The 26,993-nt window shown below is 71.1% G+C and carries 22 protein-coding genes; 14 read left to right on the top strand and 8 right to left on the bottom strand.

Features of this window, described 5'->3' with window-relative positions; all coding sequences use genetic code 11:
- Positions 1 to 10: 10 nt before the first annotated feature.
- A complete protein-coding gene (locus tag ACX27O_RS07680; RefSeq protein ID WP_030337001.1) occupies positions 11 to 901 on the bottom strand; it encodes an alpha/beta hydrolase family protein in 891 nt (296 codons plus the stop codon).
- A gap of 185 nt (positions 902 to 1,086) precedes the next feature.
- On the opposite strand from ACX27O_RS07680, the gene ACX27O_RS07675 reads away from it, so the two are divergent.
- Complete coding sequence (locus ACX27O_RS07675; RefSeq protein ID WP_030337003.1) at positions 1,087 to 3,348, top strand: catalase; 2,262 nt, start codon at positions 1,087 to 1,089, stop codon at positions 3,346 to 3,348.
- A gap of 127 nt (positions 3,349 to 3,475) precedes the next feature.
- Here the strand turns inward: ACX27O_RS07675 and ACX27O_RS07670 are convergent, their stop codons facing one another.
- Complete coding sequence (locus tag ACX27O_RS07670; protein ID WP_030337005.1) at positions 3,476 to 4,348, bottom strand: LLM class F420-dependent oxidoreductase; 873 nt, start codon at positions 4,346 to 4,348, stop codon at positions 3,476 to 3,478.
- 148 nt (positions 4,349 to 4,496) lie between these two features.
- Here ACX27O_RS07670 and ACX27O_RS07665 point away from each other — a divergent pair, with 148 nt between their 5' ends.
- Genes ACX27O_RS07665 through ACX27O_RS07655 form a run of 3 tightly spaced genes read left to right on the top strand, consistent with a single transcriptional unit; the run spans position 4,497 to position 7,812 of the window.
- Complete coding sequence (locus ACX27O_RS07665; protein ID WP_458939153.1) at positions 4,497 to 5,654, top strand: acyltransferase family protein; 1,158 nt, start codon at positions 4,497 to 4,499, stop codon at positions 5,652 to 5,654.
- Positions 5,651 to 6,793, top strand: a complete 1,143-nt coding sequence (gene alr, locus ACX27O_RS07660) for an alanine racemase (RefSeq protein ID WP_210864359.1) — start codon at positions 5,651 to 5,653, stop codon at positions 6,791 to 6,793. Before ACX27O_RS07665 ends, alr begins: the two co-directional genes overlap by 4 nt.
- A complete protein-coding gene (locus ACX27O_RS07655; RefSeq protein ID WP_458939152.1) occupies positions 6,790 to 7,812 on the top strand; it encodes a D-alanine--D-alanine ligase family protein in 1,023 nt (340 codons plus the stop codon). Before alr ends, ACX27O_RS07655 begins: the two co-directional genes overlap by 4 nt.
- 15 nt (positions 7,813 to 7,827) lie before the next feature.
- Here ACX27O_RS07655 and ACX27O_RS07650 read toward each other — a convergent pair whose 3' ends face one another.
- The 4 genes from ACX27O_RS07650 to ACX27O_RS07635 are packed head-to-tail and all read right to left on the bottom strand — an operon-like array spanning position 7,828 to position 11,459.
- Entirely contained in the window at positions 7,828 to 8,334 is a 507-nt protein-coding gene (locus ACX27O_RS07650; protein ID WP_245233750.1) for a hypothetical protein, read from the bottom strand.
- Positions 8,331 to 9,788: an ATP-binding protein gene (locus ACX27O_RS07645; RefSeq protein WP_458939151.1), complete on the bottom strand. Its 1,458-nt coding sequence runs from the start codon at positions 9,786 to 9,788 to the stop codon at positions 8,331 to 8,333. The genes ACX27O_RS07650 and ACX27O_RS07645 overlap by 4 nt, the downstream gene beginning before the upstream one ends.
- Entirely contained in the window at positions 9,785 to 10,477 is a 693-nt protein-coding gene (locus tag ACX27O_RS07640; protein ID WP_030337016.1) for a response regulator transcription factor, read from the bottom strand. Before ACX27O_RS07640 ends, ACX27O_RS07645 begins: the two co-directional genes overlap by 4 nt.
- Before the next feature lie 16 nt (positions 10,478 to 10,493).
- The gene (locus ACX27O_RS07635; protein WP_458939150.1) at positions 10,494 to 11,459 is read right to left on the bottom strand and encodes a phosphatase PAP2 family protein; all 966 of its coding nucleotides are present in this window, start codon (positions 11,457 to 11,459) and stop codon (positions 10,494 to 10,496) included.
- Positions 11,460 to 11,727: 268 nt separating this feature from the next.
- Between ACX27O_RS07635 and ACX27O_RS07630 the strand changes: the two genes are divergently transcribed.
- Positions 11,728 to 12,234, top strand: a complete 507-nt coding sequence (locus ACX27O_RS07630; RefSeq protein WP_030337020.1) for a winged helix-turn-helix domain-containing protein — start codon at positions 11,728 to 11,730, stop codon at positions 12,232 to 12,234.
- A 74-nt stretch (positions 12,235 to 12,308) separates the two neighbouring features.
- Here ACX27O_RS07630 and ACX27O_RS07625 read toward each other — a convergent pair whose 3' ends face one another.
- Positions 12,309 to 16,691 (bottom strand): S8 family serine peptidase, encoded by a 4,383-nt coding sequence (locus ACX27O_RS07625; protein ID WP_458939149.1) that lies wholly within the window; start codon positions 16,689 to 16,691, stop codon positions 12,309 to 12,311.
- Positions 16,692 to 16,993: 302 nt separating this feature from the next.
- Between ACX27O_RS07625 and ACX27O_RS07620 the strand changes: the two genes are divergently transcribed.
- Complete coding sequence (locus tag ACX27O_RS07620; protein WP_245233752.1) at positions 16,994 to 17,497, top strand: winged helix-turn-helix domain-containing protein; 504 nt, start codon at positions 16,994 to 16,996, stop codon at positions 17,495 to 17,497.
- A gap of 83 nt (positions 17,498 to 17,580) precedes the next feature.
- Here ACX27O_RS07620 and ACX27O_RS07615 read toward each other — a convergent pair whose 3' ends face one another.
- Positions 17,581 to 18,477, bottom strand: a complete 897-nt coding sequence (locus ACX27O_RS07615) for an AurF N-oxygenase family protein (RefSeq protein WP_358131130.1) — start codon at positions 18,475 to 18,477, stop codon at positions 17,581 to 17,583.
- 48 nt (positions 18,478 to 18,525) lie between these two features.
- Between ACX27O_RS07615 and ACX27O_RS07610 the strand changes: the two genes are divergently transcribed.
- The 8 genes from ACX27O_RS07610 (at position 18,526) to ACX27O_RS07575 (ending at position 26,902) form a co-directional block, all read left to right on the top strand.
- On the top strand, positions 18,526 to 19,245 hold the full coding sequence (locus ACX27O_RS07610; RefSeq protein ID WP_030337026.1) for a TetR family transcriptional regulator: 720 nt from the start codon (positions 18,526 to 18,528) through the stop codon (positions 19,243 to 19,245).
- Positions 19,242 to 19,541, top strand: a complete 300-nt coding sequence (locus ACX27O_RS07605; protein WP_030337027.1) for a DUF4873 domain-containing protein — start codon at positions 19,242 to 19,244, stop codon at positions 19,539 to 19,541. The genes ACX27O_RS07610 and ACX27O_RS07605 overlap by 4 nt, the downstream gene beginning before the upstream one ends.
- Positions 19,542 to 21,035: a flavin-containing monooxygenase gene (locus tag ACX27O_RS07600; protein ID WP_210864365.1), complete on the top strand. Its 1,494-nt coding sequence runs from the start codon at positions 19,542 to 19,544 to the stop codon at positions 21,033 to 21,035. It abuts the gene before it with no gap.
- The gene (locus ACX27O_RS07595) at positions 21,025 to 21,897 is read left to right on the top strand and encodes an SDR family oxidoreductase (protein WP_210862906.1); all 873 of its coding nucleotides are present in this window, start codon (positions 21,025 to 21,027) and stop codon (positions 21,895 to 21,897) included. The genes ACX27O_RS07600 and ACX27O_RS07595 overlap by 11 nt, the downstream gene beginning before the upstream one ends.
- On the top strand, positions 21,894 to 22,721 hold the full coding sequence (locus ACX27O_RS07590; protein ID WP_036412430.1) for an alpha/beta fold hydrolase: 828 nt from the start codon (positions 21,894 to 21,896) through the stop codon (positions 22,719 to 22,721). Before ACX27O_RS07595 ends, ACX27O_RS07590 begins: the two co-directional genes overlap by 4 nt.
- Before the next feature lie 76 nt (positions 22,722 to 22,797).
- Complete coding sequence (locus tag ACX27O_RS07585; protein WP_458939148.1) at positions 22,798 to 23,418, top strand: acyl-CoA-like ligand-binding transcription factor; 621 nt, start codon at positions 22,798 to 22,800, stop codon at positions 23,416 to 23,418.
- Positions 23,419 to 23,490: 72 nt separating this feature from the next.
- Positions 23,491 to 25,071 carry an MDR family MFS transporter gene (locus ACX27O_RS07580; RefSeq protein ID WP_458939147.1) on the top strand — a complete coding sequence of 527 codons (1,581 nt, stop codon included), beginning with the start codon at positions 23,491 to 23,493 and terminating at the stop codon, positions 25,069 to 25,071.
- A 271-nt stretch (positions 25,072 to 25,342) separates the two neighbouring features.
- On the top strand, positions 25,343 to 26,902 hold the full coding sequence (locus tag ACX27O_RS07575; RefSeq protein ID WP_210860743.1) for an OFA family MFS transporter: 1,560 nt from the start codon (positions 25,343 to 25,345) through the stop codon (positions 26,900 to 26,902).
- Positions 26,903 to 26,993: the final 91 nt, after the last annotated feature.

Below are 26,993 nucleotides of genomic sequence, written 5' to 3'. Positions count from 1 at the left end.
GTGACCGCCGTCAGGCGCTCGGACAGGTGTTGCGGTACTCCTGGATGGCCGAACCGCTCGGGCCGGGGCAGAGGAACTGCTCGTAGCGGGTGTCGTCGTCGACGAACCGCTTCAACCAGGCCACCATCTGCCGGGCGGTCGGCGTGTTGGTGGTCTGCGGGAAGAAGTGGCTCGCCCCGTTCAGCTCCAGGTACGCCTTCTCCGCCGAGGCCGGGATGCTGTTGTAGAAGGGCACCGAGTGCGTCGCCACCGGCGCGACGCTGTCGCTCTCCCCACCGATGATCAGGGTCGGCACCCGCAGCTCGGACCAGCTCTTGTCCAGGTTCCACGGCGCCAGTGGCACCGCTGCCTGCAACGAGGGCCGCGACGAGGCGGCCTCCAGGCTGCCCCCGCCACCCATGGAGTGGCCGGCCACAGCGAGTCGGCTGCTGTCGATCCGGGTCCGCACCGAGCTGCGTTCGGTGAGGTAGTCCAGCGCGGCGAGCAGCTGCCGGCCCCGGCTGTCCGGCTGGTCCAGCCGGGTGTTGGTCTCGATGCCGATCACCACGAAGCCGTGCGAGGCGATGCGCGGTCCGAGCCAGCTGATGCTCGACCAGCTGGCGGTGTAGCCGGGCGAGATGGCGATGGCGCCGAAGGTGCCCTCGCTGGTGCTGGTCGGGTAGTAGATGACGCCGCCGCCGAAGCCGGTGACGCTCAGCGAGGACACGCTCTGCGAGGCCGTGGCGAACGGGCCGCGACTGGCCTCCAGGATCGCGGTGGTCGGGGCCGGGCCCCGCTCGTACGGGCTCGCGGCCTGGGCGGCACCGGCCGAGCCGGCCACGACGCCGCCGGCGGCCAGGACGGCGGCCAGTGCGAACCGGGCTACGACGGAACGGGGACGGGTGGTGGTTGGTGAGGACACGTCGGGCACTCCCTAGAGTCGAGGGATATCGACGTGTGTCAGTTTCAGCCGCTCCGGCGGTCCCGGCATCGGCGAAATCACCAGTCCCCGCGAAGGATGCCGCGCCCAGATGTGTTTCGACCCTCTGACCAGGGGTAGCAGGGCAGGCGCCTGCCCGTACACGCGCCATGGAGAGGGTTCGTTCAGTGGATTCCAGCAAGCCCGCCGAGGCGGTCAAGAACGCCGTGAAGACCGCCTCAGGAAAGATCGCCGACGCCCTCACCCCGGACGTCCCCGGTGCGCCGGGGAGCGCGCCACCGCCCGTCGAGGAGCCGACGACGCCGCACGAGCCGCTGCCGCCGAAGCCGGAGCAGGGGGCACCGCAGACGCGGACGCCGACCGGGGCGGAAACCGGCGCGCCAACGACCGCGAACGGTCAGCAGGGGGCGTACCTCACGACCGCGAACGGGGCGCGGCTGCGCGACACCGACCACTCGCTCAAGGCCGGCCCGCGCGGCCCGGTGCTCCTGCAGGACCACCACCTCCGCGAGAAGATCACGCACTTCGACCACGAACGCATCCCCGAGCGGGTGGTGCACGCCCGGGGCGCCGGCGCGCACGGCGTGTTCACCGCGTACGGCACCGCCGAGGCGGTCACCCGGGCCGGCTTCCTCAAGAAGGGGCGCGAGACCGAGGTCTTCGTCCGCTTCTCCACGGTGCTCGGTTCGCGAGGCTCGGCCGACACGGTCCGCGACACCCGCGGCTTCGCCACGAAGTTCTACACCGACGAAGGCACCTTCGACCTGGTCGGCAACAACATGCCGGTCTTCTTCATCCAGGACGCCATCAAGTTCCCGGACATCATCCACGCCGGCAAGCCGCACCCGGACCGGGAGATCCCGCAGGCGCAGAGCGCCCACGACACCTTCTGGGACTTCGTGTCGCTGCACACCGAGGCGCAGCACCACACCATCTGGAACATGTCCGACCGAGGCATCCCCCGTTCGTACCGGACGATGGAGGGCTTCGGCGTGCACACCTTCCGGCTGGTCAACGAGGCCGGTGAGACGGTGCTGGCGAAGTTCCACTGGAAGCCGAAGCTGGGTGTGCACTCGCTGACCTGGGAGGAGGCGCAGCTGCTCGGCGGCATGGATCCGGACTTCCACCGCCGCGACCTGTACGACGCCATCGAGGCCGGCGCGTACCCCGAGTGGGAGCTGGGCATCCAGGTCTTCCCGGACACTCCCGAGGAGACCTTCGCCGGCATCGACCTGCTGGACCCGACGAAGATCGTGCCGGAGGAGCTGGCCGAGGTGCAGCCGATCGGCCGGCTGGTGCTCAACCGGACGCCGACGAACTTCTTCGCCGAGACCGAACAGGTCGCCTTCCACCTCGGTCACCTGCCCCCGGGCATCGACGTCACCAACGACCCGCTGCTGCAGGGCCGGCTCTTCTCGTACCTCGACACGCAGCTCACCCGGCTGGGCGGGCCCAACTTCGCGCAGATCCCCATCAACCGCCCGCACGCCGCCGTGAACGACATGCTGCGCGACGGCTTCCACCAGCACGCCGTGCACGCGGGCGTCGCTCCGTACCGGCCGAACTCGCTCGACGGCGGCAACCCGTTCCCCGCCGGGGACGCCGAGCACGCCTTCGTCGACGTGCCGGTCACGGTGGCGGAAGCGCCGAAGGTACGCGCCAACCCCGCCTCGTTCGACGACCACTACAGCCAGGTCCGCCTGTTCTGGCTGAGCATGTCGCCGGTCGAGAAGGAGCACATCATCCGGGCGTACACCTTCGAGCTGGGCAAGTGCTACCACCAGGCGATCAAGGAGCGTCAGCTGCAGAGCCTGGCCAACATCGACCCGGTGCTGTGTGAGCAGGTCGCCACCGGCCTGGGTCTGCCCGCGCCGCAGCCGAGCGTGCCGCTGGCCGACGTCGCGCCCAGCCCGGCGCTGTCGCAGGTCGGCCGGGAGTGGCCCGGCGACGGCCGTACCGTCGGGATCGTCGTCGACCCCGCCGGTGACCTGGACGGTGTCGACGAGGTCCGCCGGGCCGTGTTCGACGCCGGCATGGTGCCGCTGCTGATCGCCCCGCACGGCGGCATGGTGGGTGACCTGCCGGTGCAGCGCACCTTCGCCACCGGCCGGTCGGTCGAGTTCGACGCGGTCCTGCTGGCCGGAGCGCCGGCACCCGCGCCGGACGCCCTGCCCGCCCGCGACGCCAAGGCGGGCCGGCCGGAACCGACCACTGTCGACCCACGGGTGCTGCTGCTGGTCGAGGAGTGCTGGCGGCACGCGAAGGCGATCGGCGCCTGGGGCGCCGGCGTCACGGTGCTGGAGCAGGCCGGCGTCGCCGGCACGCCGGGTGTCGTCGCGGCGGGCTCGGGCACCGAGGCACTGACCGCGGTGCAGCAGTTGATGGCCGCGCACCGGGTGTGGGAACGATTCCCCGTCTCGGTCGCCTGACCTGACCTGACCGACCGACGAGGGCCGTCCTCCGCTCCACCGGGAGGACGGCCCTCGTCGGTGTCCTGACGCTGTCGCCGGATCCACCGCGGCTGTCTCGTGTCGACACCGCCAGTCGCGGCCCCCGTCAGCCGATGTCGGCCAACCGGGGCAGCACCTCGTCGCCGAGCCGCTGGGCGAACTCGACCGGGTGCCGATCTGGCGTCACCTGCACCTCGCTCACGCCGAGCGCCGCGTACGCGGACACCTCGGCGAGGAACGCGTCGGTGTCGTCCAGCGGCGCCTGGGCGGCGACCACCGTCTTCTCGATGGTGTCGTAGTCGCGGCCCTCGGCGGCGCAGTGCCCGCGCAGCACATCCAGCTTGCGCGCGACGTCGTCGATGCCCGCGCGGCCGAACAGGTTGCAGGCGTCGGCGTACCGGGCCACCAGCAGCAGGGTCTTCTTCTCGCCCCCGCCACCGATCATGATGGGCGGGTGCGGGCGGCTCAACGGCTGCGGCGAGTTGATGGTCTCGGCGAGCTGGTAGTGCTTGCCGTTGAACGGGCCGTCGTCGGCGCTCCACATCTGCAGGCAGATGCGCAGCGTCTCCTCCAACCGCTCGAACCGTTCGGCCACCGGTACCACCGGCACACCCAGCCCGAGCTGCTCCCGCTCGTACCAGGAGGCGCCGATGCCGAGGCGGGCCCGGCCGCCGGAGAGCACGTCGAGGGTCGTCACGGTCTTGGCCAGCAATCCCGGGTACCGGTACATCACACCGGTAACCAGCACGCCCAGCGTCATCCGCTGGGTCTTCGCCGCGACGTAGGCCAGCGTGGTGTACGCCTCCAGCATCGGTTCGTCGGCCGCGAACACCGCGTCCATCTGGAAGAAGTGGTCCATCACCGTGAACGACGCGACGCCGGCCTGCTCGGCGCTGGCGGCGGCCTGGGCCAGTGTCGGTGCGATGGCGGCCGGGTCGGCCGGGGTCGAGTAGTTCCAGTAGTGCAGCCCGAGCTTCATGTTCGGCACCTCCGCAACGAGCCTAGTGCCGCCCGGCCCGCGCCGGGGCGGCTCCGCGTCGCCGACGAGTCGGGTGCGGCCACGTCCATTACCGGATCATGACAATTCGGGGATCACGCGCGGATATCCGGCTGGCAGCTTTCGGTGGGTGATCCAACAGACCACCGAGTCCCGGCCCACCGAGCGGGAGCCCGACGCGACGCGTGTCCGGTTCCGCCACCGCCAGCGGACCGGACCCATCCCTGCCACCGTGTCCGCGCCCGCCGCCGGATCACCGCGGGCCCAGTGGGCCGATGCCGCGAAGGGCGTCTGCATCGTCCTCGTCGTGCTGTGGCACGTGGTGGTGAAGGACTACCTCCAGATCGACTGGCACATCGGCGTACCGGTGCCCGGCTTCTGGGGAACGCTCGGCGAGCAGTTCCTCCCGCTGCGGATGCCGCTGTTCTTCACCATCTCGGGCGTCTTCGCGGCGAACGCCGCCCAGCGGCCCTGGCGGCTGGTCGCCCGCGGCCGGATCGCCGGGTTCCTCTACCTGTACGCCGTCTGGCTGCTGATCCACACGGCGGTGCTCGCCGCCGCGCCGCAACTGCCGACCGACCGGGCCACCTCGGCCCTCGGTCTGCTGGAGCAGCTCACCATCACGCCGTCCAACCTCTGGTACCTGTACGCCCTGGCGGTGTACTTCACGATCGCCAAGGCGACCCGACGGCTGCCCCGGACGCTGGTCCTGCTCCCCGCCGCCGCGCTGTCCGCCGTCGCCGCCGCCGGCCTGCTCGACACCCCGGGCAACCGTGCGGGTCTCTACCAGAACCTGGTCTTCTTCCTCGCCGGCCTGTCCCTGCGACCGCAGATCGAACGGTGGGCGGCCACTGCCAACCGCCGCCGGCTGGTGCTGACCTCGGGGGCCTACCTCCTGGCGCTCGCCGCGATGGCGGTGACCGGCGCGCAGCAGTGGTTCGCTGTGTGGCCGGCGGTCTCCGTGCTGGCAGTGATCTTCGGCATAACCGCCGCCGCCCGGCTGACCTCCTGGTCGGTGCTCAGCGATCCACTGGCTAGGCTCGGCCGCATCACCCTGCCGATCTACGTCGTCCACATGCCGGTCCTGGCCCTGCTGCACCGGCTGTTGCTCGTACCGGTTTCCGGGTTGGGTGGGTCTGCTCAGGGCCTGATCGTGTTCGGTTATCCGATTCTGCTGACCGGGCTGGTGATCGGCCTGAGCCTGGCCGTGCACCGCGCGCTGCTCGCGGTCCGCGCGGGCTGGCTGTTCGCGCTCCCCGACCGACGGCGGGTGGAGGCGGCCCGATGAGCATGCTCGCCGAAGCCCTGGTCGACCTGGAGGCGATCTCCACCAACGTGCGGACGATCGCGTCGGTCACCGGCACCGGGCTGATGGCCGTGGTGAAGGCCAACGGGTTCGGCCACGGCGCGGTGCAGGTGGCCCGGGCCGCGCTCCGGGCCGGCGCCGCCTGGTTGGGGGTGACCTCGACGGCCGAGGCGCTGAGCCTGCGCGAGGCGGGTGTGACAGCGCCCACGTTGAGCTGGCTGCACCGCCCGGACGACGACTTCGGTATGTTGATCAAGGGTGGCGTCGACATCGGCGTGTCCACGACGACGCACCTGCACGCCGTCGCCGACGCGGCCCGTCTGCTCGGCGCGCCGGCGATGGTGCAGCTCAAGGCGGACACCGGGTTGTCCCGCAACGGGGCCGCCGGGGACGACTGGCCCGAGATGGTCGGTTGGGCCCGCAAGTACGAACGGGAGGGCGGTATCCGCGTGCGCGGGGTGTGGTCCCACCTCGCCGACGCCGACCTGCCGGGCGCCCCCGCGCTCACCCGACAGGTGGCGATCTTCGAGGAGGCGCTGCGGATCGCACGGTCGGCGGGTCTGGACCCCGATCTCGTCCACCTGGCCAACTCGGCGGCCGCGTTCTGCGCACCAGAGACCCGCTTCGACCTCTGCCGGATCGGGATCGCCCTGTACGGCGTGGACCCGTTCGGCGCGAGTGGTCCCGGCGAGTACGGGCTGCGCGCCGCGATGACACTGCGGACGAGCGTGGTCAACGTCAAGCGGGTGCCGGCCGGTACGGGTGTCTCCTACGGGTTCGAACACGTGACCAGCGCACCGACCACGCTGGCGCTGCTGCCGCTCGGCTACGCCGACGGGCTGCCCCGGGTCGCGGGTGGGCGCGCCTCGGTGTGGCTCGGCGGTCGGCGGTGCCCGATCGTCGGACGCATCGCCATGGACCAGTGCGTGGTCGACGCCGGCGATCTTCCCGTGACGATCGGCGACCCGGTGGTGGTGTTCGGCCCCGCCGAGGGTGACCACCACCCTCCGACCGTCGTCGAGTGGGCCCGTTGGGCCGACACCAACCCACACGAGATCTTGACCGGCATCGGGGCTCGGGTGGCCCGCGACCACCTCGACGGAAGGGCACGGAAATCATGACAACGCGACTGGCGGTCCTCTACGGCGGGCAGAGCGGCGAGCACGAGGTGTCCTGCCGCTCGGCGGCGAGCATCCTCGCCCACCTGGACCGTGAGCGGTACCAGGTCACCGAGGTCCTCATCGACCGCGACGGCGGGTGGCACGTCGGCGGTCGACCGACGCCACTTCCCGCGGCGTTGCGTGTGCTGCGCGCCCAGGACGTGGTGTTCCCCGCCCTGCACGGCCCGTACGGCGAGGACGGCATCGTGTCGTCGCTGCTGGAATGGCTCGGCGTGCCCTACGTCGGCAACGGTGTGTTCGCCAGCGCCGCCGGCATGGACAAGGGCGTCACCAAGCGGCTCCTCGCGGCGGAGGGCCTGCGGGTCAGCCCGGGGGTGACAGTGCGTCCCGGCGAGGACCTGTCACCCGATGACCAGCGCCGGCTGCAGCTGCCGGTCTTCGTGAAACCGGCCCGGGCGGGTTCGAGCCTGGGTGTGGTCAAGGTCGACGACTGGGCGGGGGTTCCCGCCGCGCTGGAGCAGGCCCGTCAGGTCGACCCGAAGGTGCTCATCGAGCAGGGCGCGCGCGGACGCGAGATCGACGTGGCCGTCCTCCAGCACCCGGACGGGCGGGTGCAGGCCGGCCCGCCGCTGGAGATCAGGGTGAGCGGCGCGGGTTTCTTCGACTACGACGCGAAGTACGACGGCGGGGCGACCTTCCAGATTCCGGCCCCGCTCGACGCGGCGACCACCGAGGTGCTCCAGGACCGTGCGATCCGCGCCTTCCAGGCCCTCGACTGCCGCGGGCTGCTGCGGGTCGACTTCTTCCTGCCCGCCGAGGGGTCGCCCGAGCCCATCGTGAACGAGGTCAACACCTTCCCCGGCTTCACCGCCGCGTCACAGTTCCCGCAGATCTGGCAGCAGGCCGGTATCGGGTTCGCCACCCTGATCGACATCCTGATCTCCGGCGCGCTGGCCGATCAGGACCACCGCCCCCACACCGGCCTGCCCCGGCAGGCCCGAGCTGTCGACCTGGTGTGAGGCGGTGGGGCCCGGTCACCTGGCGGGACACCGGCGGGCTGGCTGGGCACCGTCGGACCCGACGATGGTGACCGGGCCCGAGCTTGCCACCACACCGGCCTGGGCGGCGGCGTCGGACACCGTACAGATGATCTGGTCGGTCGCCGTCGGCGACAACGCCTGCGCCGTCCCGGTGACGCGCACCGTGAGACCACCGAACCGACCGGCCGTGGGCGTCACCTCGACGACCGGGTTCAACCCGGTCGGCACGTCGCTGGTCAGACCCTGGTCGCGTTCGTTCGGCTGCGGGCCGGCGGCGAGCAGGGCAAGTGCCTTGGTCGGTGAGGAATCCCCCCGGGCCGGGCGCAGGACCAGCACCAGTTCGCCCTGCGCGACCAGGTAGAGCCCGACTCCCTGCGCGGGGCCGCTGACCGCGGGACGACCGGTGATGACGAGGCTGGGCCGTACCCCGCACCCCGCCAGCAGCGGACCGAGCAGCAGTGCGCCGGCGAGCAGCGCCCGCCCGGTGCGCCGGCCGGTCACCGGGCACCCCCGGTGTCCGTCGTCTCGCGGGGCAGCCGGAGCGTGAAGACCGCGCCGCCACCCGGGGCGTTGCCGGCGACGAGAGCCCCCCGGCGCTCGCCGTGGTGGTGCAGCCGCGCGTTCTCCCAGGAGATGGCGAGGCCGAGGCCGCTGCCCTCGGAGCGGGTCCGCGCCGTGTCGGCCTTGTAGAAGCGGTCGAACACGTGCGGTAACACCTCCGGGTCCAGCCCCGGCCCCTGGTCGGCCACCTCGATGGTGACCCAGTCCGGATCGGCGCTCAGGCGTACGGTCACCGGCTCGGCACCGTGCCGGAAGGCGTTGCCGACCAGGTTGGCGACGATGACGTCCAGCCGGCGGGGATCGAGCCGGGCCACCACAGCGGGCGGCAGGTCGGCGCGTACCCGGTCGGTCCAGCCGCGGATCCGCAGGGTCGCGGTCACCGCCGCGCCCACGTCCACGTCGTCGAGGGCGAGCCGGGCCGTGCCAGAGTCGAACCTGCTGATCTCGATGAGGTCGTTGACCAGGTGGGTGAGGTTCTGCGTCTCCTGGCTGACCAGCCGAGCGGCCCGGCCCGCGTCCCCGGGCAGGTGCTCGGCCTCCTCGTCGAGCACGTCGGTGACCGCCGTCATCGCGGCCAGCGGGGTGCGGAGCTCGTGCGAGACGTCGGCGACGAAGCGGCGGGCGTCGGACTCCATCCGCCGCAGCTCCCCGACCTGCCGCTCCAGCGTGCCGGCGGTGTCGTTGAAGGTCCGCGCCACGTCGGCCAGCTCGTCCACGCCCCGGACCGTCAGCCGGGTGCTCAGGTCGCCCTCGCCGAGGCGGCGGGCCGCTCGGCCCAGATCGCGGACGGGTCGCAGGACCCCCCGGGCGGACAGCAGGGCCAGCAGGACGGCGAGCAGCAGGGACAACCCTCCGGTCCACCACGCCCTGGTGGCGAGCTGGTCGATGCTCTGCTGCTCGGGCACGAGATCGCGCACCGAATAGACCTCCAACCCGGACGGGTGGGCCGTGCCGTCGGGGCGCTCGAGCCGCAGTTGGGTGCCGATGAGCAGCCAGGGCCGCCCGTCCTGCGAGACACGCTGCCAGGCGATCTGACCGTCGCCGACCTCCGCCCGCAGCTCGGGGCTGAGCGGGGCGGGTGTCTGCGAGCCCTGTGCCCGCATGTCCCGGTAGATGACCACCGCGAAGCCCTCGCGGTCGGAGAGCCGCTGGGCCAACAGGTCCAGGTCGTTCTGGGTCGGCGGAAGCTGGGCGATCGGGTAGACCTTGGTGAGCTGGTCGGTCAGCGACATCACCGCGGCGTCCTGCGCCTGCTGGAGGATGACGGTCCGGGCCTGGAAGTAGCTGCCGCTGGCCACGACGGCCGTGGTGGTGACCCCGAGCAGCGCGAACGCCAGCAGCAGCCGGACCCGCAGGCTCGATGCCTGGGCGGCGACCGAGCGCCAGAAGGTCACAGCGGCCCGAACCGGTATCCGAAACCACGCACGGTCTGGATGAAGACCGGCGCCGACGAATCGGCCTCGATCTTGGCGCGGACCCGCTGGACGCACGCGTCCACCAGTCGCGAGTCACCGAGATACCCGTGCTCCCACACGGCCTCCAGCAGTTGCTGCCGGCTGAGCACCTGACCGGGCGTGTGCGAGAGTTCGAGCAGCAGCCGCAGCTCCGTGGGGGCGAGGCTGACCGGCGTCCCGTCCTTGCTGACCACCAGCGCCGCCCGGTCGATGGTCAACGCGCCGTGCTGTTCCAGGCCGGCCCGCTCGCCGCCGCGCCGCGAGTCGCCACCGGTGCGTCGCAGCACCGCGCGGATGCGCGCCTCCAGGACCCGGGCCTGCACCGGCTTGACCACGTAGTCGTCGGCGCCGGCCTCCAGGCCGGCGACCACGTCCATGTCGTCGTTGCGGGCCGTGAGCATGATGATCGGCAGGTCACCGAGCTGCCGGATCCGGCGGCAGACCTCGAACCCGTCCATCCCGGGCAGCATGAGATCGAGCACCACGACATCGGACGGGGCCGCGCGCAGTCGCTCCAGCCCCTGCTCACCGGTGCCCACGGCGTGCACCGTGTGGCCCTGCCGGGTGAGCGCCAACTGCAATCCGTCGCGCACCGTCTGGTGGTCTTCGATCAACAGCACCTGGGACATGTCGTCAAGTATCCCATCATGAGATCTTTCGGGCTTCGGTCGACGGCTGCGGCTGTGCGGGGCTCCGCGCCGCCCTCGGCACCGCGAAATCCGTCGAACGCACCAGGAACACCACAGCGCCCACCAGGAACATCGTCGAAACGGCCGCGGCCACGATCGCAACCAGCGGCCCGCGCTGCACCGACGCGGCCAGACCGGGCACGACCACCACCAGCGCCCAGACCAGCACGACCAGCCCGACCGCCGCCTCGGCCAGCCCGCGCCAGAGGCCGCCGCCGGCCGCGTCGTGGTCGGTGGGCCGGGCCGCCAACGCGGCCGCGGCCAGGAGAAACAGTGTCACCCCCAGCAGTACGCCACCGAGCACGTCGCTGAACCGGTGCCAGCCCGCGATCATCGTGGCGGCGGCGATCACCGAGACTCCCGCCGCACCCGGCACCGCCAGCCAGCGCCGGGCCCAACCGGGAAGGACCAGCAGAAACGCCAGCAGCAGGGCGGTCGCCGCCGCGACGTGACCGCTGGGAAAGCTGTTGTGGGTGGTGGAACTCTCGATCTGCAGGTCCGGGCGGGGCAGTTGTGTCTTCATCGCGCCGGCCACCAGCACCGCGCAGACGACCATGCCCACGCCGACGACGCCCGCCACCAGCCGGCGGCGCAGCACACCCACCAGCAGCACCACGCCGAGCAGGGCCGCGATGAGCGTCGGGTTGCCGAAGGTGGCCAGCGCGGTCTTGGCCGGGCCCACGAGCGCTGTCCGCTGCTCGTACCCGCCGCCGGATTCGGCGGGCGGCAGGAGCACCCCGTCCAGCCACTGCCCGGGATAGGTCCGCACGAAGACAGCGGCGGTGAGGGTCAGCGCGAGCAGACCACACAGCGCCGCGGCGAGCAGTCGGAGCCCCAACGGCACCGCCGCGCGGGCGTGGGGCAGCGGGCGCGCCGGACCGGGTGTCGGGCGCCCGACGGAGTACAGCGATCCGGTGGACATGGCGACCATGCTCGCCCCCGCAGGTCCGTACGCCGTCCTCGAATTGTCTTGGTTCTGTCACAACCACCCCCGCCGCTTCCGGAGAAGCGCATGGTCGGCGGTGGGGTCGGGTGGCCTGGCCGGCGCAACGGGATTCACATGCTTACATGCAACTATGTTTTACCCAGCCGAGATCAGCCACCACTAGGGTCAGGACGCCGATCGATGTCTCGGTCGGCGGTACGACAATCCATCCGGAGTGATGTGGGGAACCGGAAGGTGTTGGCACATGCAGGAAATTCCAGTCGCCAGCCTGGTCATCGGCATCGCATCCTCGCCGGCCGAGCGGCGACATCTGGCCCGGCTGCTCGGCGGCAGCGACGCCTTTCTGATCGTCTCGACAGTCGACCAGGCGCGAGAGTTTCTCGGGGTGGTCGAGGCGCCCGCCGCACCGGCCCCGCCGACCACCGCGGCGCGCGCCGAGGTGGCGCCGAGCCCGCAACCCCCGCCACCGGACCTGGCGGTCGACTCCGACCGTCGGGTGCTGCGGTGGCGTGACCAGGAGATCGACCTGACCCGGTTGGAGCACGACGTGCTGCTCTGCCTGGTGCACGCCCCCGGGCAGGTGTGGACCTACGAGCGGCTGCACCTGGAGGTCTGGGGCAACCGGCACCTCGGCCGGGGCTCGGACATGCACTCGGTGGTCCGCCGGGTGCGCGCCAAACTCGCCAGGCTCAACGCCGCGGCGACGATCCACTCGGTACGCGGCGTCGGATTCCGGCTCGCGCCCGTCTGATCACCCCGGGCGCGGTCCGGCCCGCCTGGTCGAGGACCAGGCGGGCCGGACGTCACGCGACTAGTGCTCGGCTGTCAGCACCTGATGGGCGCCAACCCGAAGTTCTCCACCGTGGGGGTCGCGGTGTCGATCCGGGTCTGGCGGGTCTGCGGCTTCCAGCCGTCCTTGGCCACGATCATCGTGAGCGGGTTGTTGCGGCGGTCCACCCAGTAGGCGTACTTGCCCTCGGCATCGGTGGCGAAGGTGTACGACGCCGCCCACGAGTCGACCTGCACGACCGCACCGGCGAGCGGCGAGGTCGCACCCTGGCAGCTGGTGCCGGTGACCGTACCCATGAGCTTGCCCCAGGTCTTCGGGGGGTTCGCGGTCATGGTCACCGCGACCGGCGCGACCGAGTACGGGGTGTTCTCGGAGATCGCTACCGCGCCGGAGTAGGTGCCCGGCTGGTCCACGTTCGCCGTCAGACCGACGGTGACAGTGACCTTCGCACCCGGTGCGAGGGTGACCTCCGACTTGTCGACGGTCATCCAGCTGACGTCGGCGGCCGACTCGGAGCATCCCTCGAAGCCCGGGAGCACCTCACTCTCGGGAGCCGCGTCGAAGCTGCCGGACGAGCCGCCGATCTTGTAGAAGCCGCACGCCGCGCCGCCGCGGTACCGCGCGGTGTTGGCGTTGGGCAGGTTGGACCACGAACCGGCGGCCGGGTCGTAGGCGAAGCCGGCGTTGCTGATGGCCCCGCCCTGCGAACCACCGACGACGAGCAGCTTGCCGCTGGCGACGGCGTACGCGCTGGCCCAGTTGTCGGTCGGCGCGTCGGCGATGGCGGTCCACGTGTTGGCACCCGGGTCGAAGGCGTAGCTGGACTTCTGCGCGGCGGAACCGTCGTTGCCGCCGGTGCAGTAGAGGACGCCGTCGATCCCGCCGCAGGAGGCGAAGGCCACCGACTTCGGGTAGTTGGCCATCGTCTCCCAGGTGTCACTGGTCGGGTCGTACCGGACCACGCTGTTCGACATCGGCGTGCAGGACGCGGTCGTGCAGCCACCGACCGCGTACAGCTTGCCGTCGACGACACCCTGACCGGCCGCGGCCCGGGGCGCCGGGTTGTCGGCCAGCTCGGTCCAGGTGTTGGCCCCGGGGTCGTACGACCAGGTGGCGGAGTCCGGGCCGGCGTCGCCCCAGCCACCACTGACGATGATCTTGCCGTTCACCACGCCGGCGGTCACGGCGTTGCGGGCGCCCGGAAGGTCGGCGATCGCCGTCCAGGTCTGCGCGGCCGGGTCGTAGGCGTAGTTCTTGGTGGTGGACGCCTCACCGTTGCCGCCACCGAGCGAGTACACCTTGCCGTCCAGGTTCACCACCCGGTTGTCCATGATCGTGGCCGGGTAGTTGGCGATGTCGGTCCACGGCGCCGCGCTCGGGCCGACCGCAGCGGCAGCGGCCTTGGCCTCCTTGCCGGACGCCTTGGCGGCGAACGACGTCGGCACGGTGAGCCGCTGCTCCGGCGCGCCGCCGGACCCGAGCACCTGCTGCCGGGTGACAGTGGAGCCGTCCGCCCGCAGGAGTTCGAACCCGTTGTCCCGCTCACCGAACTTCACCTCGACCGGCGCGCCGCCGGTGTTGGTCACCGTGAACGTCTTGCTGGTCTTGCCGTTGGGCATCTGGAGGGTGGCGCTGAGCTGCGTCGGCGTCACCGACAGCCGGCCGGCCGCGAGCTGGAAGTTCGCGGTGGTCGCCCAGTCGGCCTCGACGTCGACAGTCTTGGTCTGGCTGACGTAGTTGCCGGCGGACGCGGTGAACGGGTGCTCGCCGGTCAGCGACGAGTAGATCCAGTAGAAGCCGTCGGCCAGCTCCGGGTCGTCCGGGGTCGCCACCGTGACGGCCTTCTCGGCGGGCCGGTCCTTGCTGGTGACGGTCGCGCCGTTGACGTAGCTGCCGTCGTTCTTGTCACGGACGTTGCCGACGACCAGACCACCGTCGACCGGCACGCAGGTCACCTGGCTGCCGATCAGGACGTTGTCGACCTCCCACCACCACTCGTACGAGGCGTCGTAGTAGTGGAACCGGACCTGCACCCGCGCCTGACCGGCGGCCTGCGGGATCGGGATCTCGGTCAGCTTCGGTCCCCGGACGTCCGTCTCCTGCCGGAGCACGTTGGTCCAGGTGGCGCCGCCGTCGATGCTCAGGTCGACGTCGGCGGTGTCGTCGTTGAGCTGGTTGAAGTCCTGGTTGAACCGGATCACCGGGGCGGTGACGGCGGTCAGGTCGACCACCGGGCTGACCAGGGAGGTGTCCTGGCTGGTGCCCGCACCGTAGTCGTCGCTGTCGATCATCGCGAAGTTGCCGCTGCCCCCGGTCAGGTTGCCCCGGTTGCCGTCGTCGGTGAACTTCCAGACCTGACCGCTGCCCGCGTTGTCCACGACGGTCCAGCCGGCCGGCGTGGTGGTGGCGTCGAAGGTCTCGTACTCACCGTCGGAGCCGAACGTGTACCCGGCGGCGGTGGTGCAGTCGGTGGTGTCCACCGGCACGGCGACGTTGGCGGTGACGTTGCCCGAGCCGACCACGACCTGCTTGGTGACGGTCTGGTAGCCGGGGTACTGCGACTCGTACGTCAGGGTGTACGTCTGCCCGGCCGGCAGCTTGATGCTGTAGCGACCGTTCGACGGGGTGGTGTAGTCGTAGACGCCGGACACGCCGGTCACTGTCACCTTCGCGTACAACGGCCAGCCGTGGCCGGAGCCGTCGGTGACCGCTCCGGTGACGTTGACACTCGGCACCGCGGTGAGGGCGACGTTGAGCGTCGTGGTCGTGCCCTTGGCGATGGTTGCCGTCGTGGTGGTGCCGCCGTACCCGAACGCCGCGACGGCGACCTGGTAGTCACCGGTGGGGAGCTGGGTCGAGAACTTGCCGTCGGCACCGGTGGTCAGCTCACGCTCGGACGGGCCGGTGAGCGTCAGCGTCGCGCCGGCGATCGGGGCGCCGGAGGTCGCGTCGGTGACGGTGCCGGCCAGCGTGCCGATGTCGCCGGTCGGGGCGGCGTTGAGCAGCGCGAGGGCGTCCAGTCGGCCTTCGCCGTAGACGTTGTTGTCGGCGGCGGTGCCACCGCACTGGTCGTCCGCCTTGTCGATCGCGGCGCCGTTGAGCAGTGCGCGGGTCGCGTTGACGTCACCGACCAGCGACGGCGCCGCCGAGTACAGCAGCGCGATCGCGCCCGCGAGGTGCGGCGCGGCCATCGAGGTGCCGCTGATGCTGCCGTAGGCGCTGCCCGGGATGCTCGACCGGACGTTCACGCCCGGCGCGGAGATGTTGGGCTTGATCTCACCGTTCTGACCGGCGCCCCGGGAGGAGAAGCCGGCGACGTTGTTGTTGATGTCGTACGCGCCGGTGGAGTAGTTGCTGGCGAGGCTGCCCGGCGAGCCACTGGTCTGGCAGGCCGGTCCGCTGTTGCCGTTGGACCAGACGCCGAAGATGCCGGACGCGGCCCAGGCGTTCGTCACGTCCTCCATGAACGGCTCGTTGGACGGGTCCCGGGTGCCCCACGAGTTGTTGATGATGTTCGGTCGCTTGCTCGCGTCCGCGTTCTGACCGTTGAGGTCCAGCGGCTCCAGCATCCACTGACCGGATTCGATCAGGGCGGCGTCACTGGGGCAGCACCCGTTCGCCGCGATCCACCTGACCCCGGGGGCGACACCGATCTGGTTCGCGCCGTCGGAGCCGGCCATGGTGCCCATCGTGTGCGTACCGTGGCCGTCGCCGTCGCAGGGAGCTGTCGCGCAGGCCCCGGTGGCGTTGGCGGCGTTGAACCAGTTGTAGTTGTGGTCGAAGGTCCCGTCACCGTTGTTGCCCCGGTAGGAGTTCACCAGCGCCGGGTGGTCGAACTGCACCCCGGTGTCGATGTTCGCGATGGTGATGCCCTCGCCCTTGACGCCGTACTGGGACCAGACGTCGTCGGCGTTGATGTTGGCGATGCCCCACTCCAGGGCGTTCACCGTGTTCTCGTCGGCGCCCTTCGTCGTCTCCGGCACCTTGTACGCGACCGGGGCGTAGAGGCCCTCGACCTCCGAGTGGCCGGCGAACTTCTGCGCCATCGCCAGCGAGCCGCTGTTCACCTTGATGGCGTTGGTGGCCCAGAAGGTCTGGTACTTCGTGCCCGAGCTGTCGAGGTCGGCCCGGATCTTGCCCTGGCTCGCCGCGGCGGTCTTGCGCAGCGCGTCCGCCACCGCCGTGCCGCGCTTCGACCAGTCCTTGATGGCGCTGGCCTTGCTCAGGTCCGCCCGGTCCTTGAACCGGATCCAGAAGTCCCCTTCACTCTTGGCCTGGAGCTGCTTGGCGAGTTCGGGTCGGATCTTGTCCCCGGTCGAGGTGCCCGCCCCCATCGCACCGCCCGGCGCGGCCTGCGCGCCCGAACCGATGGTGGCCAGGCATGTCGCGGCGAGGATCGTCGCCGCACCGGCGCTCACCAGCGATCTGGCTGCGCGCCGCCATTGTGGACGTCTGAACATAGGTGCTGCCTCCCTCAGAACGACCCAGGGTGTAGTGGGCCATGGTGGACCTCCCCATGCACCGCGCGGGTCACGCCGGTTGCCCGAGTGGACACTATGATCGAGAAGAACGGACGATCAAGAACTTGCCGTGAGCAACTTGTCGCTAAGAGTCGCAGTGGCCGGCGGCGCGCTTGCCAATCATTGTCAGAACCGTGACGAGAGCTGGGCAGGGATGCCCATCGATCCCGGGTGGTGCGGTGGCCAAGGACGAGGCAACGGTGAACAGGGGTGATGCGGCCGACGAGCCGTTCCCGCTGCTGATCGCGGTCACCCCGTCGCCGGCCGAGCGCATCCGGCTCGCGGAGCTTCTCGACGGCATCGCGCCGCTGCTGCTGGTCGCCGACCTCGACGAGCTGCGCCGGCTGATCGCCGCTCCGCAGCAGGTCGCCGCCGCGTCCGAACCGGCGCCGGTCGCCACCCTGGTGATCGACTCCGCCCGCTCCAGCGCCCGCTGCGGAGATCGGGAGATCGACCTCACCCGGCTGGAACACGACCTGCTGACCTGCCTGATCACCGAGCCGGCCCGGGTGTGGAGCTACGCCGAGCTGCACCGGTCGGTCTGGGGTGACGAGGGGCGCGAACGCAAGGCGGACGTGCAGTCGCTGGTGAAGCGACTGCGCCGCAAGCTGACCGACCTGGGCACCGGGGCCACCATCGACGTGGTGCGCGGGGTGGGGCTACGGCTGACCGATCACCAGCAGGCCCGGGTCGAACGGGCCTGACAGCGACGTCGCCTGAACCGATCTCGACCGGAAGATCAGCAACAACCCCGGACCCCCACGACGTCGCACCGGGTGACGACCGGTCAGATCAGCCCGGCCCGGGCCCACAGCAGACGCCCCGGCCCCGCCACCAGGCCGACACCCGCCAGGTTGGCGTGCACCCGCGCCGCCGACCAGCGCAGGGTGGCTCGCCAGTGCGGGTTGGCGCGGGCGGCGGCACGACCGACCGCCGGTGGAATGCCCACCGCCGCGTACACGTCGGGATGGACCAGGCGGTTGGCGATCGTGTAGGCGGCGCGGCCGACCAACAGCCGGGCGTACGCCATGCCCACCGGGCCGGTGGCCGCCACCGCGGCGGCCAACTCCTCGCGGGCGAACCGGACGTGCCGCGCCTCCTCCACGACGTGGATGCGGGAGACCATCCGGATCAACGGTTGGAGCGACTCGTCCGCCATGATCTCGCGCTGGAACGCGTCGAGGATCTCCTCCGCGATGAGGATCGCGGCGTACATCCGGGGTCCGCTGGCGGTGGCCTTGAGGAAGCGCCCGAGGTGATGGTCCACAGTGCTCGCGCGGTAGACCGGGCAACCCATCGCCTCGATCAGCCGGCCGAACATGATGGAGTGGCGGCACTCGTCGGCGACCTCGGTCAACGCGTACTGGGCCTGGCGGCTGGTCGGGTCGGCGCGGTAGTACTCCCGGATCAGCATCTGCATGAGGATCGTCTCGAACCACAGCCCGGCGCTGGCGGCGCTGGCCACCTCGTGCCTGGTCAGGTCGACGCGCTGCTCCTCGCTGAGCCGCTCCCACAACGGCGTGCCGTAGAGGCTGCTGCGTTGTGGGGGCAGCCAGTAGGCGCCGGGAATGTGCGGGGCGTCCCAGTCGATCTCGACGGTGGGGTCGTAGCTGGTCCGCAGTGTGGACGTGAGCAGTCGCTCGGCGACCGCCGCGCGCTCGGTTTTCGCCGGTGCGGCCTCCATGACTCCTCCATATTGACGTGACGGCCGGTAACTGTTACGAGTAGTAGCATGCAATCGCCGCTCACTGATGTCAATGCATCCGACCCACCTCCGGCCGACGATCCGAAAGCGAAGGGCAACGGCCGCCGGGACCGCTGGGCAGACCATCGTGAGCACCGACGGCAGGAGTTGGTCGGCGCCGCCGTGCAGGCGCTGCTGCGACACGGCCCGGACGTCGACATGGAACAGGTCGCTGCCACCGCGGGCGTCAGCAAACCGGTCCTGTACCGCTACTTCGCCGACAAGTCGCAGCTCTGGGTCGCGGTGAGCGAGGTGGTGGCGGCCCGGGTGGTCGACGCCATCGCGCCGGCGATCGAGCAGGTCCGCGAGGAACGTGACCTGGTCGAGGCGACGATCGACGCGTACCTCGGGGTGATCGAGTCACAGCCCACGCTCTACCGGTTCCTGATGCGACAGTCCGGTCAACCCGGCATCCACCAGGTGGTCGCCGGCACCAGCCGGCAGGTCGCCGCCGGGCTGGCCCGGGTGATCGGTGACCGGCTACGGGCGCTCGGGCTGGACGCCGGCCCGGCGGAGCCGTGGGCGTACGGCCTGGTGGGCTTCGTGCAGGCGGTCGGCGACTGGTGGACCACGCACGGCCAGCCGATCAGCCGGGCCGCCCTCACCGACTACCTGACCACTCTGCTGTGGAGCGGCATCGAGGGGGTACGCGCCAGCGCCGACCTGCCGCCCGAGCTGACCCGCGCCCACGAACGGATCGTGCCGTGACCTACCACGGCCCGGCGGGTGTCGAGGGCATCTCGGTCCGGGTGCACCTCAGCGGGCGGTGGGAGCCGGTCGACGGTCGCTTCCACTGGGGTGGGCGGATCGAACCGGCGCCACTGGTGACCCACCTGCTGCGCCGCGGGCGGCGCGACGTCGAGGTGCGCATCGCCGACCGGGTCCGACCCGCCCGACTGGCCGAGGTCGACCCGTGGGGCGGCGTACGCGTCACCGGCGTGGGCGATCCGCCCTGGCCGCCCGAGCCCGACCCAGCCGCCGCAACCGAGCCCACGGAGGAGTGAATGGAGACAGACGTTGCCATCATCGGCGCCGGCTTCGGTGGCCTGGGCGCCGCCATCCGCCTGCAGCGGGCCGGCTTCACCGACTTTCTCGTCTTCGACCGGGGTGACGACGTCGGCGGCACCTGGCGGGACAACAGCTACCCCGGCTGCGCCTGCGACGTCCCGTCGCACCTCTACTCGTTCTCCTTCGCGCCCAACCCGAACTGGTCCAACACCTTCTCCGGTCAGCCGGAGATCTGGGACTACCTGCGCGGCTGCGTCGACCGCTTCGGGATCCGCCCGAGGTTGCGGCTGCGCCACGAGGTGCACGAGGCGAGGTGGGACGATCAGCGCCAACGGTGGCTGCTGCGCACCTCCGGCGGCGAGCACACCGCCCGGGTCCTGATCTGTGCGGCCGGCCCGCTCAGCGACCCGGCCATCCCCGACCTGCCCGGGATCGACGAGTTCGCCGGCACCGTGTTCCACTCGGCGCGGTGGCGGCACGATCACGACCTCACCGGCCGCCGCGTCGCGGTGATCGGCACCGGCGCCTCCGCCGTCCAGTTCGTGCCCCAGATCCAGCCGACGGTCGAGAAGCTGACGCTCTTCCAGCGCACCCCCGCGTGGATCATGCCGAGGCTGTCGCGCCGGATCAGCGCTGTCGAGCAGGCCGCGTTTCGCACAGTGCCCGGCGCGCAACGCCTCGCCCGGGCACGGCTCTATCTGCTCCGCGAGAGCCTGGGCCTGGGCTTCCTGTACCCGGCGCTCAACCGCTTCGCCTCCCGGCTGTCACTGCGTACGCTGCGCCGGCAGGTCCCCGACCAGCACCTGCGGGACAAGCTCACCCCCCGGTACACGATGGGTTGCAAGCGGGTGCTGATCTCCAACGACTACTGGCCGTCGCTCACCCGGCCCAACGTCGACGTGGTGACCGCCGGCATCGCCCGGCTCGTGCCGGACGGCCTCGTCACCGACGACGGTGTGCACCACGCGGCGGACACGGTCATCTTCGGCACCGGCTTCCACGTCACCGACTCCCCCGTCGTGCGGCGCATCCACGGCCGTGCCGGACGTAGCCTGAGCGAGGCCTGGACCCCGAGCATGCACGCGTACCGGGGCACCACCATCGCCGGCTTCCCCAACCTGTTCTTCCTGCTCGGCCCGAACACCGGGCTCGGGCACACCTCGGTGGTGCTGATGATCGAGGCGCAGTTGCGCCTGGTCCTCGCGGCCCTGCGGCACATGCGGGCCACGGGCATCCAGGCCATCGAGCCCACCGCGCAGGCGCAACAGCGCTGGACCGAGCGGATCGACCAGAAGATGGCCGGCACCGTCTGGCAGACCGGCTGTTCGAGCTGGTATCTCGACGCCACCGGCCGCAACACCACCGTCTGGCCGGGCCTCGCCACCAGCTTCCGGATGCGTCTGCGCCGCTTCCGCCCGGCCGACTACCGGACCGCTTCGGCCGGCAGCACCCCCAACGACTCGGAACGGGAGCATGCCGATGCGCTATGACCTGGCCGGCAAGACCATTCTCATCACCGGCGCGGCGCGCGGCATCGGGGCGCAACTGGCCCGCGAGGCCGTCGCCCGCGGGGCCCGGGTCGCCCTCGTCGGCCTGGAGGGCGAGCTGCTCAAGCGGCTCAGCGCCGACCTCGACGCGCACTGGTACGAGTGCGACGTCACCGACCAGGCTGCGTTGGACGCCGCGGTGACCTCGACCGTGGACCGTTTCGGTGGCATCGACGTCGTCGTGGCCAACGCGGGCATCGCGAACCTCGGCACCGTCGCCGTGGGACCGGTCGACGCGCTGGTCCGTACCGTCGAGGTGAACCTCTGCGGCGCGATCCGCACGGTCAGCGCGGCGCTGCCCCACGTCACCGCCGCCCGTGGTCACGTCCTGATCGTCTCGTCCGCCGCGGCCTTCACGGCGATGCCCGGCATGGCCGCCTACTGCGCGTCCAAGGCGGGGGTGGAGCAGTTCGCCAACGTGCTGCGCCTGGAGACCCGCCCGCAGGGCGTCACCGTCGGCACCGCGCATCCGATCTGGATCGACACCGACCTGGTCCGCGACATCCGTGACGACCTGGCGTCGTTCCGCACCGCGCTGCGCCGGCTGCCACGGCCGCTGTCCACGGTCGTCCCGGTCGAGCAGTGCGTCGAGGCCCTGCTGCGCGGTGTCGAGCGCCGCAGACGCAAGGTGTACGTGCCACGCTCGCTCGCCGTGGTGCAGGCGCTGCGACCGGTGGTGCTGAGCGGCTTGACGGACGCGTTGATCACCAGGTTCGGCGGCCGGACGATGGTCGACCAGATGGAGGACGAGGTGCGCCAGCTCGGGCGGTCCTTCGGCAGGACGTCGGTGGGAGGGCGGTCATGACAGTTCATTTCCGCCGGGCGGGCAGCGGGGAGCCGCTCGTGCTCGTCCACGGCATCGGTCACCGTCATCAGGCGTGGGAGCCGGTGTTCGACCGGCTCACCGCCCACCACGACGTGATCGCGCTCGACCTGCCCGGGTTCGGGAACTCGCCGGTGCCCGGCACCGGCATGCCCGCCGACATGGCCGCCACCGTGGCCGGGGTCCTGCCGGTCCTGACCGGGTGGGGGCTGACGCGTCCGCACGTCGCCGGCTACAGCCTCGGTGGGGCGATCGCCCTGGAACTCGCCGCCGCCGGGGCGGTCGCCTCGGCCACCGCCCTTTCCCCCGCCGGCTTCTTCACCCCGGCGGAGCGCCGCCGGGCGCTGGCCATCCTCCGGATGCTCCGGGCCAACTCGTACCTGCCCACGCCGATCATGCGGGTCGCGCTGCGCTCGGCGTACCTGCGGGCGTTGTGCTTCGCGCCGCTGATGGCCCGCCCGACGCTGCTGGACGTCGAGCGCGCGCTGGGCGACGCGCTCGCCCTACGCCGTGGACGCGGCTTCAACGCGGTGGCCAGAGCCGCCCGCGACTACCGCTTCGACTGCCATCGACTGTCCGACCCGGCGGTGCCGGTGACCGTCGGCTGGGGCGACCGCGACCGGATCTTCGGCGTTCACCAGGCCGAGCGCGTCCGGGCGGGCCTGCCGGCGGCACGGGTGGTGACGCTGCCCCGTTGCGGTCACGTGCCGATGAGCGACGACCCGGACCTGGTCGCCGCGCTCATCCTGGAGACCACCGGCGCCGTCCCCCGCGGCGACCGGCCGGATCCGTCGGTCGCCGTCTGACGGTCCCGAGTCAGGAAGATCACTTCACACGCTAAAAACTTGCAGTCTGTGCAACTTCGCTCCTAGCCTCGCTCGCGTGACCGACACCGACCACGCCGCCACCGGGCGTCGCGACCGCAAGAAAGCGCAGACGCGGGCCGCGCTGACCGCCGCCGCGCTGCGGCTGGTCGCCGAACGCGGCCTGGAGCACGTGACGGTGGAGGAGATCAGCGAGGCCGCGGACGTCTCCTCGCGGACCTTCTTCAACTACTTCACCTGCAAGGACGAGGCCCTCACCGACGATCCGGCGCTCGACGGCAACCCGGTCGTGGCGCGTCTGGCGGCCACCCCCGCACAGGTGTCGGCGCTGCAGGCCGTGCGGGTCGCCCTCGACGAGTCGGTCGACACGATCCAGGCCGACCGGGAGTTGTGGCGGTTGCGACTGACGGTCATCGCCCAGAACCCGGTGCTGCTGCCCCGGCTGGTGGCCGGCAACAGCGCGACCGAGCAGGCCATGGTCGCGATCGTCGCCACCCGCCTCGGCGTCGGCCTCGACCACGGCCACCCGCCGCTGGTCATCGCTGTCGCCGGTGCCGCCTTCCGCACCGCCATGCTGCGCTGGGCCGCCGACGACGACACCCGGCCGCTGCACGACTTCGTCGATGAGGCGTTCGCCGCGATCGCGGCCGGCCTGCCGGATCCGCCGTCCCCCTCCTGACCCGCCAGTCTCTGCCCCGCCGCATCAGCTGCGGGGCCAGCGCTGCGCCAGAAACCCGACAAGGGAGCGTCAATGACCACCACCGTCCCGCCCGCCGACACCGCCGGCGTCGGCACGCGCATGTCGCGTCGGGAGGTTCTCCAGGCCCTGTCCGGCCTGATGGTCGGCATGTTCGTGGCCATCCTCGCCTCCACAGTGGTGGCGAACGCGCTGCCGCGGATCATCGCGGATCTCAACGGCAGCCAGACCGTCTACACCTGGATCGTCACCAGCGAACTGCTCGCCATGACGGCGACGGTGCCGCTGTGGGGCAAGATGGCCGACCTGTACAGCAAGAAGCTGCTGATCCAGCTGTCGCTGGGACTGTTCGTGGTCGGTTCGCTCATCGCGGGCTTCACGCCGAACGTCGAGGTTCTGCTGCTCAGCCGGGTCGTCCAGGGCATCGGCGCCGGCGGCATGACAGCGCTGGCCACGATCGTCATGGCGGCGATGATCCCGCCGCGTGAGCTGGGCCGCTACGCCGGCATCTTCGGCGCGGTCTTCGGTGTGGGCACCATCGCCGGTCCGCTGATCGGCGGCCTGCTCGTCGACACGTCGTGGTTGGGCTGGCGGTGGTGCTTCCTGATCGGCGTCCCGTTCAGCATCATCTCCATCGCCCTGCTCCAGCGCACCCTGCACCTGCCGGTCGTCCGCCGCAAGGCGACGATCGACTGGCTGGGCGCCGTGCTCATCACCTCGGGCGTCTCCACCCTGCTGATCTGGTCGTCCCTGGCCGGCAACAAGTTCGACTGGGCCTCCGGCTGGACGGTCCTGATGGTCATCGGCGGTCTGGTTCTGCTGGCCCTGGCCGTGGTCGTCGAGTCGCGGGCGGCGGAGCCGATCGTCCCGCTGGACATCTTCCGCAACCGGACGGTCTCCCTGGCCACGATCGCCAGCGTGCTGGTCGGCGTCGCCATGTTCGGCGGCACCGTCTTCCTGTCCCAGTACTTCCAGATCTCGCTGGGCAAGTCGCCCACCGTCGCTGGCCTGATGAGCCTCCCGATGATCTTCGGTCTGCTGGTCTCGTCAACGGTGGCCGGCCAGCTCATCACGAAGTACGGCCGCTGGAAGGCGTACCTGGTGGCCGGCGCCGCGGTGATGACCGCCGGGATGCTGCTGCTGGGCACCATCGACGCCAACACCAGCGTCGTCGTGCTGTCGATCTACATGGCCGTGCTGGGCGTCGGCGTCGGCATGCTCATGCAGAACCTCGTGCTCGCCGCGCAGAACGACGTGCCGGCGCAGGAGCTCGGCGCCGCCACGTCGGTGCTGACGTTCTTCCGCAGCATGGGCGGCGCGATCGGGGTCAGCGCCCTCGGCGCGGTCCTGGCGAGCCGGGTGACCTCACTGACGACCGAGCGTCTCGGCCCGGCGGCCACCGCCGGTGGTGGCTCCACGGAGGTGCCCGACCTGTCCACCCTGCCCGAACCGGTGGTACGCATCGTGCAGGACGTGTACGGCATCGCCACCGCCGACCTCTTCCTGGTCGGCGCGCCGTTCGCGCTGCTGGCGCTGATCGTCGTGCTGTTCATCAAGGAGAAGCCGCTGCACACCGTCAGCGGGGACGAACGACGCGCCCAGGAGGAGGCGGCCGCAAAGGCCGCGATGCACTGAGCGGTACGACAGAGCAGTCGGGGGCGGGCCGGAGGGCCCGCCCCCGCTTCGTGCCCCCTTCCGGCCTCACCCGCGGGCGCCGACGTCGCCATCCCGCGTTTTTCGGTAATCACCTGGCGTGCACAAGTCGCCACGTAACGTGAGGTAGAGCCGGTAATCGGCTGATCGCCAGACGTGCGCCGGGCCGCCACTGCGGCGGCGCCGCTCGGCCAACTGCCGGGTCGGACAGCTCCGCAACGTCGCTCAGCCGCAGGAGGTGTGGACGATGCCCATGCTCTCGGTCTTCGATCCTCGGCACACTGTCGCTCCCCCGGGATACAGCCGCTGGCTCATCCCGACCGCGGCACTGGCTGTGCACGTGTGCATCGGTCAGGTCTACGCGACGAGTGTCTACAAGAACTCCCTCATCGCGCACTTCGACACCAGCCAGACGGCGATCGGGGCGATCTTCAGTATCGCCATCGTCATGCTGGGTTCGTCCGCCGCGGTGGGTGGCCGTTGGGTGGAAAAGAACGGGCCGCGCCGGGCGATGTTCGCCTCCGCCTGCTTCTGGGCCACCGGGTTCCTGGTCGGCGCGCTCGGCATCGCGACGCAACAACTCTGGCTGCTCTACCTCGGATACGGCGTCATCGGCGGCATCGGGCTCGGCATCGGCTACATCTCACCCGTCTCGACACTGATCAAGTGGTTCCCGGACCGCCCCGGCCTGGCCACCGGGCTGGCCATCATGGGGTTCGGCGGTGGCGCCCTGGTCGCCGGCCCGCTCGCGCGCCAACTGCTCTCCCTCTACGACTCCGGCTACAACCCCGACAACCCGGCCGCCGTGGCGTCGGGCAGCGCCCTCGTGGCGCTCTTCGTCACGTTCGGCATCGGGTATTTCGTGATCATGATGTTCGGCCCGTTCAACGTCCGGGTTCCGGCACCGGACTGGCGGCCCGCCGGGTTCGACCCGGCGAGCGTTGCCGCCAAACCTCTGGTGACGACGGCGAGCGTGTCCGCGTCGAACGCGGTGCGTACCCGGTCGTTCTGGTTGCTGTGGATCGTGCTGTTCTGCAACGTCACCGCGGGCATCGGCATCCTGGAGCAGGCCAGCCCGATGATCCAGGACTTCTTCCGGGACAACGGAACCGCCACCACGGTCTCGGTGTCGGCGGCGGCCGGCTTCGTGGGGGTGCTGTCGCTGTTCAACATGGCGGGCCGGTTCGTCTGGTCCACGACGTCCGACCTCATCGGCCGCAAGCCCATCTACATGGTCTACCTCGGCGTCGGCATGGTGCTGTACCTGCTGCTCGCCGTGGCCGGGCACTCCGCGACAGCGGTCTTCGTGCTGATCGCCGCCGCCATCATCTCCTTCTACGGCGGTGGCTTCGCCACCATGCCCGCCTACCTGCGTGACCTGTTCGGCACCTTCCAGGTCGGGGCCATCCACGGCCGGATCCTCACCGCCTGGTCGGCCGCGGGTGTCGCCGGCCCGCTGATCGTCAACGGGATCCTCGACACGCAGGGCAAGCCCGGCACACTCACCGCGGCGGCGTACCGTCCCGCGCTGTTCACCATGGTCGGCGTCCTCGCCATCGGGTTCATCGCGAACCTGCTGGTCCGTTCGGTGCCCGAGCGGTTCCACGAACCAAACCGGGGGCCGACGTCGCCCGTGGCGAAGGCGACCATCACCGAACCGGTGGCCATCGGGCCGCAGAGCCAGCCGCCCGCGCCGCCACGAGTCGGTAGCCAGACCGGGCGACTGTGGTTGTCGTGGCTGCTGGTCGCGGTGCTCCTCGGGTACGGCATCGTCCAGACCGCCATCACCGCCGCGAAGCTGTTCACCGGCTGACCGGCCGCGCCGGCGGTGGCCCGTCGCGCCCACACCTCTCCTCGGATCCGAAGAAGGCGCCCCGTCAGGGGGCGCCTTCCTCGTCGGTCCG

The organism is Micromonospora sp. SD19 (genome assembly GCF_054462275.1).
Note: the sequence above shows the minus strand (reverse complement) of the source record. Positions and strands in the feature narration are given on the sequence as shown.